The sequence below is a fragment of the Calothrix rhizosoleniae SC01 genome (genome assembly GCF_900185595.1).
Lineage (GTDB): Bacteria > Cyanobacteriota > Cyanobacteriia > Cyanobacteriales > Nostocaceae > Calothrix_A > Calothrix_A rhizosoleniae.
Genome location: NZ_FYBH01000173.1, coordinates 1 through 13,535 on the forward strand (window position 1 = coordinate 1; position 13,535 = coordinate 13,535).

At 40.5% G+C, this 13,535-nt stretch carries 10 protein-coding genes and 1 pseudogene; 6 read left to right on the forward strand and 5 right to left on the reverse strand.

The window, feature by feature from the left end; genetic code table 11:
• Positions 1-303, reverse strand: a 303-nt coding sequence (locus CALSC_RS10595) for a hypothetical protein (RefSeq protein ID WP_143288215.1), incomplete at its 3' end; no start/stop codon positions are given.
• 484 nt (positions 304-787) lie between these two features.
• Between CALSC_RS10595 and CALSC_RS10600 the strand changes: the two genes are divergently transcribed.
• Positions 788-1,888 carry a sigma-70 family RNA polymerase sigma factor gene (locus CALSC_RS10600; RefSeq protein WP_235006756.1) on the forward strand — a complete coding sequence of 367 codons (1,101 nt, stop codon included), beginning with the start codon at positions 788-790 and terminating at the stop codon, positions 1,886-1,888.
• A 59-nt stretch (positions 1,889-1,947) separates the two neighbouring features.
• Here the strand turns inward: CALSC_RS10600 and CALSC_RS10605 are convergent, their stop codons facing one another.
• On the reverse strand, positions 1,948-3,054 hold the full coding sequence (locus CALSC_RS10605; RefSeq protein ID WP_088241318.1) for a TRAP transporter substrate-binding protein: 1,107 nt from the start codon (positions 3,052-3,054) through the stop codon (positions 1,948-1,950).
• Between the two features lie 325 nt (positions 3,055-3,379).
• On the opposite strand from CALSC_RS10605, the gene CALSC_RS10610 reads away from it, so the two are divergent.
• The 3 genes from CALSC_RS10610 (at position 3,380) to bchE (ending at position 7,556) form a co-directional block, all read left to right on the forward strand.
• The gene (locus CALSC_RS10610; RefSeq protein ID WP_088241319.1) at positions 3,380-4,132 is read left to right on the forward strand and encodes a biliverdin-producing heme oxygenase; all 753 of its coding nucleotides are present in this window, start codon (positions 3,380-3,382) and stop codon (positions 4,130-4,132) included.
• A 312-nt stretch (positions 4,133-4,444) separates the two neighbouring features.
• Positions 4,445-5,842, forward strand: coding sequence for an oxygen-independent coproporphyrinogen III oxidase (gene hemN, locus CALSC_RS10615; protein ID WP_088241320.1), 1,398 nt, complete (start codon positions 4,445-4,447; stop codon positions 5,840-5,842).
• Between the two features lie 103 nt (positions 5,843-5,945).
• Positions 5,946-7,556 (forward strand): magnesium-protoporphyrin IX monomethyl ester anaerobic oxidative cyclase, encoded by a 1,611-nt coding sequence (bchE, locus tag CALSC_RS10620; RefSeq protein ID WP_088241321.1) that lies wholly within the window; start codon positions 5,946-5,948, stop codon positions 7,554-7,556.
• Between the two features lie 299 nt (positions 7,557-7,855).
• Here bchE and CALSC_RS25865 read toward each other — a convergent pair whose 3' ends face one another.
• Both CALSC_RS25865 and CALSC_RS10630 read right to left on the reverse strand, forming a co-directional pair.
• Positions 7,856-8,365: a hypothetical protein gene (locus CALSC_RS25865; RefSeq protein ID WP_143288217.1), complete on the reverse strand. Its 510-nt coding sequence runs from the start codon at positions 8,363-8,365 to the stop codon at positions 7,856-7,858.
• A 568-nt stretch (positions 8,366-8,933) separates the two neighbouring features.
• The gene (locus tag CALSC_RS10630) at positions 8,934-11,093 is read right to left on the reverse strand and encodes a galactose oxidase early set domain-containing protein (RefSeq protein ID WP_159460598.1); all 2,160 of its coding nucleotides are present in this window, start codon (positions 11,091-11,093) and stop codon (positions 8,934-8,936) included.
• A gap of 351 nt (positions 11,094-11,444) precedes the next feature.
• On the opposite strand from CALSC_RS10630, the pseudogene CALSC_RS28285 reads away from it, so the two are divergent.
• Positions 11,445-11,555: pseudogene (locus tag CALSC_RS28285) on the forward strand (IS982 family transposase); the annotation flags it as partial.
• A gap of 75 nt (positions 11,556-11,630) precedes the next feature.
• A complete protein-coding gene (locus CALSC_RS10635) occupies positions 11,631-12,788 on the forward strand; it encodes an XdhC family protein (protein ID WP_088241324.1) in 1,158 nt (385 codons plus the stop codon).
• Between the two features lie 60 nt (positions 12,789-12,848).
• Here the strand turns inward: CALSC_RS10635 and CALSC_RS10640 are convergent, their stop codons facing one another.
• Complete coding sequence (locus CALSC_RS10640; RefSeq protein WP_088241325.1) at positions 12,849-13,226, reverse strand: VHL beta domain-containing protein; 378 nt, start codon at positions 13,224-13,226, stop codon at positions 12,849-12,851.
• Positions 13,227-13,535 lie beyond the last annotated feature (309 nt).

Genomic DNA, 13,535 nt, shown 5'->3' on the forward strand with positions numbered 1-13,535 from the left:
CTGATATTTATCTATATAATCTGTTTCTAAGTATTCACTTAAGATAGCCTGCTGGTCTTTAAATTGATTTTCATCAATAATATTTAACCAGTGACCAATAAAGTGATCTGCTTCTGTAATGAAAAAATCGATAGTTGGATCTGATTGAGCAATTGTTAATATTTCTTGCATTCGTTGTGCTTGTTTCTCGGTTAAATTTTTGAGAACAGCTATTTGGCAATATTCATTGACGATTTCCTTTTGCTCAGGAGTTAATGGGATAACCATACGATCGATTAAGTTTGACCCATTATATCTGACCATTATTAATTAACTCCTTACGTATTAATGTCATTTTGGATTTACGTATTACACCATAATTAATTTGCGCTCAGTCAATAATTTCTTTATTGATTGAGCGTAGTATGTTAGTCAACCCAATAAGATAGTGCATCTCACCCTGATTCTGTGACTATCTACCTATAGTGCAAGTATTGGAGTTTTGTGACTTTAGTAAGACTGAGGCAAAACCCAGGTAATTACCTTATTACAAACGATAATGACTGAATCACCTAAAACTCTGGGATTGCTTTCCTACAAGACTTTTCGAGCGCAATAACAAATTTTATTTGCGTAATGCCTGATTTAATGAAAAAATAGTTTTCCTCCTTAAATTGTGCCATATGTTTCACAAAACCATAATTTTTTTTGTGATCGATGTCACAGAATCAGAATTCTGTCATTAAAAGGTAAGGTACGCAGATATTGAGGAATCAAACTCAAACTGCTTACAGATGGAAACAGGAGAATGACGGTGAAAAATTGTGATCGCCATGCTTTTGATCGAGAGTTTCATCTAATGCTTACTTCCGGAAGCTCTGAAGGATGCTCTATGCTAGCGTTTATTGGGCGTACTCTAACACAGTTTAGACTAAATAATTCTTATAATCCCAGTTACATTTTAAACGATGCATATATGCGGGGTATAAAATTTATTGAATCAGGAGGACGTATTGATAATCCCCTAGCTTGGACTCGTTCTACGGCTTACAATATTATTCGCGAACTCAGTCGGGAACGGAAGAAGTTTTTACCCCTAGAAGAAGGTAGGGTAGAAGACTCAACCCATGAGATTCTCACCCATGAAGATATTTTTGAAAATATGGAGAGGGTAAAAATTGCCTTAACACATTTAAACGCAGAAGATAAAGAACTGTTGCAATTAAAAATTGTGAATAATTTATCTTGGAATGAAATTTATCAATATTGGAAGAGTACAGGTAGGAAACTAGAAAATGCAGCTACATTGCGTAAGCGCAAACAAAGAGCTTTAAAGAAACTAAGGACAATTTATCATTCCTTGGAAGTAGAAAAAATCAATTTGTCGCAAGATTTGGCAAACAGCCAAAATATTACTCAAAATAAAGGAGATACCCAGTTCGTAAATGTCAAAAACCTTAATTACTGGAAATCTAAGATAGCTGCATATCAGCAGCAAGTTAGGGACATGTTAGTAGATATTACTTCTCTAGATAGCTCTTTAGAAACTATAGATCCTTGGAATTTGGAATTAACACCAATATCAGGATACAAGAAATTAGGCGATCGCTTGGATAATACCTGTCTATATTTTGTCCTTGACGTTGCTGCTGGCTTGATTTTATATATTGGAGCAGTACAACACCGCAATAAAGAGTTGGTAAGCACGCACAAATGTAAATTTGATGTAGAAAATTACACACTCTTACACAACCGTTATGACTTACCTACAGAAGTTAATATTGCATGGTGCTGGGATATACATATGGAAAATCAAGCACTTCCAAGCTTGTTAGAGACTTTAGTCAAACAATGGAAATCTCCATTCAACAAAGAAAATCGGCACAATTGGGGACAACCCTTTGCGTAATGAAAACCTAAAATATGTAGTATTTAAGCATCCATCAATAGCAGATTTACGAGTAGCAGCTATGCCAAATCTTTGGTAACAAAATTGGCAAAGCTAAGCTCATTCACCCGATTCCAGTTATATACTTTTTCCCTAAATCCTTTCCACTGTTCGTATATCCGCTTAAAGTCTGCATCCTTACTAGCATTCTCCGCAAATATATCCAAAGTAGCTTTTTGCCCAGCTTCCATAATATCTTGACTATAAGCAATTAACTTAGTCCCACCAGCCACTATTTTCGCCAAAGCCTCACCATTCAACGCATCATACTCACTGAGCATATTAATATTCGCTTCATAAGCAGCAGCTCGGAAAACCGCCTGATATTCCTTTGGTAATCCATCCCAAGCCTTGCGATTAACTAGCGCATCCAGGGTAGGGCCTCCTTCCCACCAGCCAGGATAATAATAAAATGGAGCCGCCCTATTTAAACCCAATTTCTGATCATCATAGGGTCCAATCCACTCCGCCGCATCAATAGCTCCCCTCTCTAATGATAAATAAATATCGCTAGCGGGTAAAACTTGCACATTCACACCCAAGCGAGCCATAACTTGACCCCCCAATCCGGGAATCCGCATTTTTAACCCCTTGAGATCCCCTACAGACTTAATTTCTCTCTTGAACCAACCCCCCATTTGTGTACCAGTATTACCTGCGGGGAAGTTAATAATATTGAATCTTTCGCCATAAAGTTTCTGAATCAGTTCCAGCCCACCGCCATGATACAACCAAGCATTTTGTTGTTGGGCATTCAAGCCAAAAGGAACGCTAGTAGCAAAAGCTAAGGCAGGACTCTTACCAATGTAATAATAACTAGCTGTGTGACCACATTGCACTTTTCCCTGTCTGACAGCATCCAATACCTGTAATGGCGGTGCTAACTCTCCCCCTGCATAAGGTTTAATCGTGAAGCGTCCCCCAGTCATTTCTTTAACCCGTTTAGCAATGGTTTCCGCCCCCGTGAAAATACCTAAGGAAGGGAGCCAACTCGTTGCCATCCGCCAGCGAACCTTTGGTAAACCAGTTTTCACATTGGGAGCAGTGGTTCGACGGGTACATGCTACGCTGGTAGCGGCGACAGCAGTAGCGATCGCACTTTTATGAATAATTTCTCGACGCTTCATATAATTTGTAACTAAAAAAACATTCCCAAAGTTGCAGTTTTTGCATTTTAGAACAGATCGATCTCCAAAATCAGCAATATTCTAGTTATTGGTTGATGGTTGATGGTTGATAGTTGATAGTTGATAGTTGACGGTTAAGAGTTAGGAGTTAGAATTCTTCCCTCCTTCACTCCTTCACTCCTTCCCTCCTTCACTCCCTCACTCCCTCACTCCTCTCCTCCTCTTCCCATCATGGAGATTGATTAAGTTTTGAAAACTTAGGTTTATTTTTACTACTATATAGATATACAGTCATTTAAGAATATAACAAGAACAAGGACGGAGCATGATTAGTGATTTAGCAAGTAGGTTGCGGGAAGGGACAAAAAAATCCCATACAGTGGCGGAAAATACAGCATTTATGCAATGTTTTTTGAAGGGGATAGTAGAAAAACAGTCCTTCCGGGCGCTGATAGCTAACTTGTATTTCATCTATAGTGCTTTAGAAGTTGAGCTTCAGCATCACATTGCTCATCCTGTAGTTGGTATGATTGGGTTTCCAGAACTTCATCGCCAAAAAAATCTGGAGAAGGACTTAGTTTTTTATTATGGGGAAGACTGGCGACAGCAAATAGTAGCTTTAAACAGTACAAATACTTATGTAGCTCGCATTCATGAGATAGCTAAGACAGAACCAGTGTTATTAGTTGCTCATGCTTATGTTCGCTATATGGGTGATTTGTCTGGGGGTCAGAGTTTAAGAACTATGGTTCGTTCGGCTATACAATTACCAGTAGATAGGGGAACTGCACTATACGAATTTGACACCTTGACTACTGCTGAAGCGAGAAAAGCTTGCAAAGGGAAATATCGTCATGCTTTGAATTCACTTCCCTTGGAAGAGGATTTCTCTCAGAGAATTATAGATGAAGCCAACTATGCCTTTCAACTCAATCATAATATTTTGCATGAGTTAGAGATAGATCTGAAGGCAGCAATTGGTGAAGATGTGTTTAATTTGATTGTTAGCCAACACAATATCAATAGTACTAACAACAGTAATCATCATGCATCTGTAAACCTGGTAGCAGCAGAGTAAGTACTATTTATTCTGATTTGATTGGGGTGTGGTTGTTGTTTCTCTTCACCATGACAACCGACATATATACAAATTAGACTTAGTTGAAATATCCCCTGAATTATTATTTCTTTTCTCATGTAAGATTCATTCCCTCCATCTTTCTTCCCTCTGTTTCTTCTGTAGCTCTGAGGTTTTTACCAGTAATCTTTCGGGATAGGAGTAGTTAACATCAAACACTCTATATGAGTGTGTAATTACTATGTCAATCTATTTTCCTTCCCTATCTTCTAACACCTAACCCCTATTTTTAATTTTTAGGTAATTAGTACCATGAAACTTTCACAGCACACAGTTCAATTCAACTCGAATTTACTGCAAAAATACGATCGCCCAGTACCACGTTATACTAGTTATCCCACTGCAACGGAGTTTAAGACAAATTTTGGCGATTTAGATTATAGAGCCGGGATTGCTATAGGTAATTATAAACAAACGCCTATATCTTTGTACTGCCATATTCCTTTCTGTCAAACAGGTTGCTATTTTTGTGGTTGTAATACTATTATTACCCAGAGTAAAAATGTTGCTGACAAGTATTTAATCTATTTGGAAAAAGAAATCCAACAAGTTGCTAATCTCATTGATTCTAGTAGACCTGTAACTCAATTACATTGGGGTGGTGGTACTCCTAATTATTTAAATCTACACCAGATAGATCGGTTATGGAATATTATTAATCAACACTTTGCTATAACAGGAGATGCAGAAGTATCAATTGAGATTAATCCTCGATATGTAGATAAAAATTATATCTTCTTTCTCAAAGATTTAGGCTTTAATCGTATTAGTTTTGGTATCCAAGACTTTAACCCTCGAGTCCAAACTGCTATTAATCGAGTACAGCCAGAAGAAACTTTATTTACAGTCATGGATTGGATTCGTGAGGCTGGGTTTGAAAGTGTGAATGTGGATTTAATTTATGGACTACCTTTTCAGAGTTTAAAAACATTTACAGATACAATTCACAAAACTATTAAACTCGATCCTGATAGAATTGCAGTCTTTAACTTTGCTTATGTACCTTGGTTAAAACCAATTCAAAAAAAGATTTCTGAATCCGCACTTCCAGAGCCATCAGAAAAGCTGGATATTCTCCAAATGACCATTGAAGAATTAACTGGTAATGGTTATATTTTTATTGGCATGGATCATTTTGCTAAACCAGATGATGAACTTACCATTGCCCAGGAAAAAGGAGAATTACATAGAAATTTCCAAGGTTACACAACTAAACCGGAATCAGACTTATTTGCCTTTGGTATTAGTTCTATTAGTATGTTGCACGATGTGTATGTACAAAATAGTAAACGTCTTAAAGAATATTATCACGCAACTGATACAGGTATCCTCGCAATAGAAAAAGGAGTTAGCTTGAATCGAGATGATATTCTCCGACGTGCCATTATTATGGAATTAATGTGTCAATTTCAGTTATCTATTAGTGATGTTGAAGATAAATATCATATCGCTTTTGATACAGATTTTGAAGAGTATTTCTCTCCAGAATTATCTGCTCTAGAACCATTAGTAAATGATGGATTAATTAAAACTTTTCCTAATGGGATTGCAGTTACACCAGCCGGAAGATTATTAGTCAGAAATATTGCCTCTGTTTTTGATGACCATAGCAGAAACAAGGTAATGAAAGCTTTTTCTAAAGCAATTTGATGATTCTCGAATATGAGAGTTCTCAAATTATTTACTCATGGGCTTTTGTGGTTCATTAATTCTATCCATCAGTACTAATTAACAATCAATCAGGAGATAAATCATGCGGATAATGATGATTCAGCCCAATTATCATTCTGGTGGTGCAGAAATTGCCGGAAATTGGCCACCAAGTTGGGTTCCTTATGTGGGTGGAGCATTAAAAGCTGCTGGTTTTGATAATATCCGTTTTGTGGATGCCATGACGGATTATATTCCTGATCATGTCTTACGAGAAATTATTGCTAAAAATCAGCCGGATGTGGTGTTAGCAACAGCAATTACACCCATGATTTATCAATCACAAAAAACCCTACAAATGGTGAAAGAGGTATGTCCTCAAGCCAAGACAATTATGGGTGGAATTCATCCTACTTATATGTACAATGAAGTACTCCATGAAGCCCCTTGGGTAGATTATATTATTCGTGGAGAAGGAGAAGAGATTACTGTTAATTTACTACAAGCGATCGCTAATGGTACAGATACAGTAGAACGTCGTCATATTCTGGGTATTGCTTTCCTAGAAGAAGGAAAGGTAGTAGCTACAGCACCCCAACCATCCATTGCAGACTTAGATAAGCTCACCCCAGACTGGAGTTTATTAGATTGGCAGAAATATATCTATACTCCTCTAAATGTGCGGGTAGCTGTCCCTAGTTATTCCCGAGGATGTCCATTTACCTGTCGTTTTTGCTCTCAGTGGAAATTCTGGCGTAAGTATCGTTCCTGTAACCCCAAGCGATTTGTGGATGAGATTGAAACTTTAGTCAATCAACATCAAGTAGGCTTTTTTATCTTAGCTGATGAAGAACCAACTATTAATAAGCCCAAATTCATGGCTTTGTGTCAAGAATTAATCGATCGCAATTTAAATGTGCATTGGGGAATTAATACCAGAGTCACGGATATTTTACGGGATGAGCAAGACTTACCTTTTTACCGCCAAGCAGGGCTGGTACATGTATCTTTAGGCACAGAAGCCGCAGCCCAATTAAAATTAAATTTGTTCCGCAAGGAAACCACCATCGAAGATAACAAGCGAGCAGTAAAACTGTTAAAGCAAAACGGTATCCTGGCAGAAGCTCAATTTATCATGGGTTTAGAAAACGAAACCCCACAAACCATAGAAGAAACCTATAAAATGGCCTTGGATTGGAATCCAGACATGGTAAATTGGAACATGTTCACACCTTGGCCATTTTCTGAGTTATTTGAAGATTTAGGCGATCGCGTGGAAGTTAGGGACTATTCCCAGTATAATTTTGTTACCCCTATTATGAAACCGGAGGCAATGGAAAGGGAAGAAGTCCTCAAGGGCGTATTGCGGAACTATGCCCGATTTTATTTACGTAAAAGTATTGAATACTGGTTTGAAAAAGATACCTTTAAACGTAAGTATTTATTAGGTTGTTTAAAGGCATTTGCCCAAACAACCCTCAACCAGCGATTCTATAATTTAAAACGGGTGAAGTATAAGGGCTTGAGCGCAAAAATTGAATTAGGCTTTGATGAGTCCAAAATTCTTACCCGCGAACAAATTGCTCAACTAAAACAAGAACGTCCAGAACTAGCTGCGGATGTGAATTTTACTGGTAATATTTCCGCCTGTGGTGCTCCCAATGATTTACCAGAATATGTGGAAGGAGAGGATACACCGAGGATTAAAATTTAGGTAGGAGAAAGATTCAGTAGATCACAAACTTATTATTAAGGTTCCCAAGGGGAGTTTGGGAAGAGAGGGAAGGAGGGAAAGAGAGAAGGAGGGAAGGAGGGAAAGATAACAAATCTGAACTCCCAACCATCAACCATAAACCATCACTCCATCACTCCCACACTCCCCACACTTCCAACACGGCGATATAGCACTACGCAATTAGGGCATGAACATTCTTGAGCCCTGAAACCCATGAACAGTAAACTAAATACGTTAGCTATCCTGAATAAGCTCGAATTAATCGAGGTGCCCTAGACTTAATCACTACAGCAACCCTTTCCACAATATAATAGCCAACTAGCAATCGCCATTGTGCCAGTAGAAATAGCCGATACTGCGAGAGCAGACAGAAGGTTGGATGTTGTCACACCTGCTAAATACAAAAAACCCAGGATAGCTGCTGCTACACCTACCCCTATTAATAAAGTATTTAGGCGTGAACACCAGCTAGGTTTACATTTGTACTCATACCAACAATATGTGGCGACCCAAGTAACGATTGCGATACTGGTGAGCACAGCGGCCACTTGAACCTGAAATATCCCCCAAGTAACCAGAATCGCTGCCAGTAAACCTGAGGCGATCCAGTGTTGTGGACAACCTAGTGGAGAAGGTTTATCCCTCACACCAGTGCCATCTGGAGAGGGCTCCACCTTATCAGGGTCTGTGCCGAAGCTTCTTGTGCGATCAGCAACATGAGCAATGTAACGCTCAAAGACAGGAAACCAGCGATTTGTTGGAGGAATACTCTCGAAAATATGACGCAAAACAGAAAGCTTTCGTACTTCCGCCGGTCGAAGGATTGCTGCTTCGCTGATTGGGATCGAGAGTTGGAATGCTCCGAGTATGGTCCGCGACCAACCTGAGATCTGCAGAACAGAAGCTGTGTAATGCTCACCTTTTCTGATACCCTCAGGTAATCGCACCGTCAGCAGACTTGCAATGTTTCGGGTCCGCCCTCCTGGAATAGGAATATAACTAACGTCTGACACTTTGACCCGAAGGGTATTCTCATCAACTTTCTTCAGGGCTGACGGTGCGATACGCGTACTAGCCAATGCCATGATTTGATCAACGTCAACATCCGCGAAGAAAATCTCTACCTCAGAACTCCGTGGAATATTATTCCAACGGAGCATAAGCTGATCAGGTTCAACGCGATACTTCGTTGAATAGAAAGATTGGTAGTTGGCACCAACCGCTGCTGGTGGGGCAACAGCACGCGCTACAGCCCCACGGTTATCTTCTAAAAAACCAGTGGTAAGACTGGGCGAGGGACTAATTTCAAAGGGATGATCAATTTGCCTAGAAGCAGGATCTCCGGGATTGTCCGATTCAACAATTGCAAGGTTGCGTTGGGCGATGCGATCGCTCTTCCCGAATCTGGAACACGCGTAGATCGGTGCTCAGCCAATGGGGGTTATCTTCATTGGGATCTATGTCTCGCATATAGGGATTTGGCTGTTTGATGAGCCTGAGTAACCCAAAACACTGGCGACCGCCCAGGGTGAACGTCAGACGGATGTTGCGCGTTTCAGTGAATGTATCGAAGATGTCGTCATTGCCAAAGCGAACATCAAAGACAAAAGTGACCCGCTGCACCTTATCAGGAGGACGGGTGTCATCTTCAAATAGTGTTTCTTGGGGGACGAGTGTAAGTTGACCAACTGGCACTAGTTGATCATCCTCAGCAAAGGTCAGTGTGACCTGAGGGGGGGAAATAGGGTCTCCCAGTTCTTCAGGCAAATAGCCGTCATAGTAGACATAAATGGTATCCGGAAATGTGGCGTTAGGCGCTTCATTGAGCAGGGCTTCCACCTCGTAGCTGGAGAAGGTACTGCGATCTGTGACAATCGTACAAGTCAGTGGAGCGAGGCGTACGATAGACGCTTGAGTACAGGGTCGGCCACTATCGTCTACTAGCCACAGCATATAATAACCCGGAGGAGCTACGTTCCCATTAGGAGGTGCTGTGCATTCTAGTGAACTACCTTCTTGATTAAACCTCAAGCCTACATAGCGTTGGTCGTAGTTATGACCATGGGTGGCGGAGCCAAAACGGATAAGAGCAATACGCTGAATATTGGCTGCTTCAGGGGACTCAATTGAGAATCGTTGATTGTAGGTAATTGCTTGAGGTGCTGATGTGATAGTTGGACGGTTAGATTGGGCAATGTAGTCCGGCTCATAGATCTCAATATTTTTAATACCAATTTTCTTCGTAACCCCGTCGATGGTTACGTCAGTATCTGGGTTGCCAGAACGGGCATTGGTGTTACTGCCTGCCGTCATCACCCGGCCATCAGGCATCAATAAAGCCGTTGAATGATAGTTCCGCACGATCTGGGCTGCTTCCTTTGTAGCCCAGCTATCACCACCTGGTGTATAGGTTCCTGCGGCCCAGTCAATACCGGGGTCATAGATCTCTGCCTCGAGGACACCATCTTCAAGGCCAGTATTTCCTGAAGAACTACCTTGATTGTGAACACCACCCACCTGACAAACTTCACCTGTGGGGAGGAGTACGGACATACTGTGAATACGTCGCCTTCCCAGAGTTGCCCCTTGACGATCTGGCGTTTGTCCCCAACTAGGGTTTGTATCTCCCAGGTCGATGATAAATGCATTGACTCCACCACTGTAAAGCACTCGGGGGCGGTAGTTATCTGTAGGAAGTAAGGGCAATAAAACTGCCGGATAGTCCCAACCGGCATATCTTCCTGATGGGATTTCAGTAATGGGGGTCCCTACATAATCCCCAGTATTTGGATTGTAGCGGGTACTGTGATGTGTTGTATCACTGGTAACTGGCATTCCAGTAGCAAAAAACAGATCTCCATCCGGGAGCAGGAATACCCGTGGAAACATCAAATAGCGAATGCCACCTTGACCTGGAAACGGCGTTGGGTCTGCCATCTGTGGCAAACCTGTCCAGCTATCGGTTGTAACATTGTAACGCTCCGCAATGGTGTTTCGATGCCGCGAGTCATCCAGTCGTGGATGTCCAAAGAACGCTATTGAATCACCGTTTCCGAGGGTGAGCAGAGTGGGATACCAACGCCCACCAGTATTTTTGGCGGGATCACCTCCAGGCTCAGGAACCATTTGAGCTACTTCTTCCCAGGATTTATCGCGTGCGTTATATGCCCAACAACGTCGGTGTCCACCAAAGTCCAAGCCGTGTTCATGTACGTCGCCGCCTTGAGGCCAAATAGATGTACCACCTCCGATTAGAAGACGACCATCCGGCAGGAAGGAGTGTCCAGCACAGAATACGTCCGAATCTGGAGATGGAATGGTATCAGAGACAAGATCCTCTGAAGCGATATCATATACACGGGTCTTTTTCCAAGCATCAGCGCTATCCCTCTCCTCAGCGGCACTGTTGTGTTCGTCACCACCAAAAATTAATACCTGACCCCTGCTACCGGTGGGGATTAAGGCAGCGTGTACCGCCAAGATCTCTGTATCAATAAGCTGAGTTTTCCAGGGCATATCCATTACCTCTCAACGAAATCTTTCCAACGAAAACTAGTGATGCGTAGTTCGGAGGGGAAGTATGGTAAGTTACTTACTACAACGTTGGCATTGCAATGTTCAATATCATCATTGCGATTAGTTATCGAGTTATCCAGTAATTCATCTAATCCAGACTACGCCACTTATCTTAATAATTTCAATCAACGTCTAACTATTTATTATACGAAAAAATTCCGTATAATCTTTTTCCCAATCCTAATATACCAAGCAGAAAGGATACGCAGCACTGGCTGCTGTCATGCTTATATCACAAGGATGTAACATAACCTGTGCCAATTCCTTTTCTTAATTCTTCCTTACTCAATATTTGTGGTTAATTTGTTAGCTGGTTTGGTTGCTTATACTTACTTGCCGAACAAACCATCAATTGATATTTACCCTAAAGACTTGCTTGCACTACCTCCTGCCCTTTTTTAGTTCCGTCGAACTCACGTTAAACTTATTACTTATTACTTGCGCGTAGCGCTATAACGAAAGTCTCCAGCAGGAAAAATGAAAGAGCTAAATTCTATTCTGGCAGCCTTTGCAGAAATTCAACGACAAAATAATGGGGAACAAGTATTTCTTGCCACTGTAGTACATGTTCAAGGTTCTACCTATCGCCAACCCGGTGCCCGAATGTTGATGACAACAGCAGATAACATGTTGGGAACCATTAGCGGTGGTTGTTTGGAAAATGACGTATTTGAACATACCCGTGTGTCAATGACAGATGGCAAGCCTATAGTTGTAACTTATGACACAACTGCTGACGAGGATATTATCTGGGGATTTGGGCTTGGTTGTAATGGTGTGGTAAAAGTGCTAATTGAGAAACTAGATGCCAATGATCCATGTAACCCTTTAGCTTTAATCTATCAATGTTTTCATAGCCAAGAACCAGGTATTATTGCCACTGTTGTTGCTGTTAAAGGTGAAGTTAATATTCAGATGGGGGAGCGTTTAATACTTAGACCTGACAATAGTATAAATACTAGTATTCAAGAATCTTATTTAACTGAAATTTTACTTAAAGATGTTCAAGCAGCTCGGCAAAATCAACATTCAAGTTTCCATAAATACCAACTAGCATTAGGTAACGTTGATGTTTTTATTGAACTGATTCAGCCACCTCCACACCTACTCATTTTTGGTGCGGGTCGTGATGCAATACCAGTGGTAAAATTTGCCCAAGATTTAGGTTGGCAAGTCACTATCATGGATTGTCGAGCAGCCGAAGTAACTCCAGAACGTTTTGCGATCGCTGATGAGGTGATTCTCACCAGGCGGGAAATTCTACACAAACAAATACGTGTTAATAGTTACACAATTGCTGTGGTGATGACTCATAATTACCTTGATGATTTAGAAATTTTGAAACTACTCATACCTACTTCTATCAGCTATCTTGGTTGTTTGGGATCGAAGCAACGCATTGCTAAGTTACTGCAAGATTTACGTACAGAGTCAATAGAACTTACCCCAGCACAGATGCAAAAGCTACATGCTCCTGTTGGTCTTGATATAGGTGCAGACACACCAGAAGCGATCGCTTTATCCATAATTGCTGAGATACAAGCTGTTTTAGCCCAGCGTAGTAGCGGTTTTTTAAAGAATCGGATGCAGCCAATTTATCAACCAAATCCAGTCAAGGAAATTTCTGTATCATAAATGCCTACTGTTATCGGAATTGGTGTAAGTTGAAATATGGGATTTTAGCTTCCAGGCTGATTATTTAATTTCTACAGTCCGAGCTTGTCCATCAGGATAATAAACACCTAGACAGTTTTCGGAAGTATCTGTGACAACCCAGGGGTGAGTTACATAAGTTTGTTGTTTATAAGATGTTCCAGATTTTAGTGTTTTATAGAATGTTCTTTTACCTGAGTAGTCAAGCCAGTAGACTTTAACTTTTTTTGAACTTTTGTTTGCAAAAGTCACATTTGTGGCGACTTTACCAGAAATGGAACGGGATTCTGATTCTGCTGGACATACACTAGCTGCTAAAGCTACCCCATCTTTATAAATCTGGCTTTGTATCAGTCCAATGGTAATGAAACTGCTACATAAAATAAAAGTAGAACTGACTCGTATAATTATTTGTTTCATGGTTTTTGACTCGTTTAATTATGATAATTGGCTTTTTTGCCATCATAATTAAACTTACATATATGTGCCTCTATGCATTTTAAACACTTGACAATAATATACAATTACATGTTTGAATCATAAAAAATTACGCATTATGAATGTAAATTTAGATTAATAATTTTCAACTTTCTCTAGTACACTTTGCAGAAACAAATCTACCTATTGATAAAGTGTCATATCAATTTTGGATTTTTAATTTTGGACTTCGTCGTGAGCACTCAGTCGAGCCGTCGAACGATTTTAGATTGTGAAAGAGTTATTAGATCT

Bases quoted from the DNA above. Each gene is read 5' to 3' on its own strand.
- CALSC_RS10605 (WP_088241318.1), bottom strand. From the start codon at position 3,054: ATGAAGCGTCGAGAAATTATTCATAAAAGTGCGATCGCTACTGCTGTC.
- CALSC_RS10630 (WP_159460598.1), bottom strand. From the start codon at position 11,093: ATGCCCTGGAAAACTCAGCTTATTGATACAGAGATCTTGGCGGTACAC.
- CALSC_RS10635 (WP_088241324.1), top strand. From the start codon at position 11,631: ATGAAAGAGCTAAATTCTATTCTGGCAGCCTTTGCAGAAATTCAACGA.
- CALSC_RS10600 (WP_235006756.1), top strand. From the start codon at position 788: ATGACGGTGAAAAATTGTGATCGCCATGCTTTTGATCGAGAGTTTCAT.
- CALSC_RS10640 (WP_088241325.1), bottom strand. From the start codon at position 13,226: ATGAAACAAATAATTATACGAGTCAGTTCTACTTTTATTTTATGTAGC.
- bchE (WP_088241321.1), top strand. From the start codon at position 5,946: ATGCGGATAATGATGATTCAGCCCAATTATCATTCTGGTGGTGCAGAA.
- CALSC_RS10610 (WP_088241319.1), top strand. From the start codon at position 3,380: ATGATTAGTGATTTAGCAAGTAGGTTGCGGGAAGGGACAAAAAAATCC.
- hemN (WP_088241320.1), top strand. From the start codon at position 4,445: ATGAAACTTTCACAGCACACAGTTCAATTCAACTCGAATTTACTGCAA.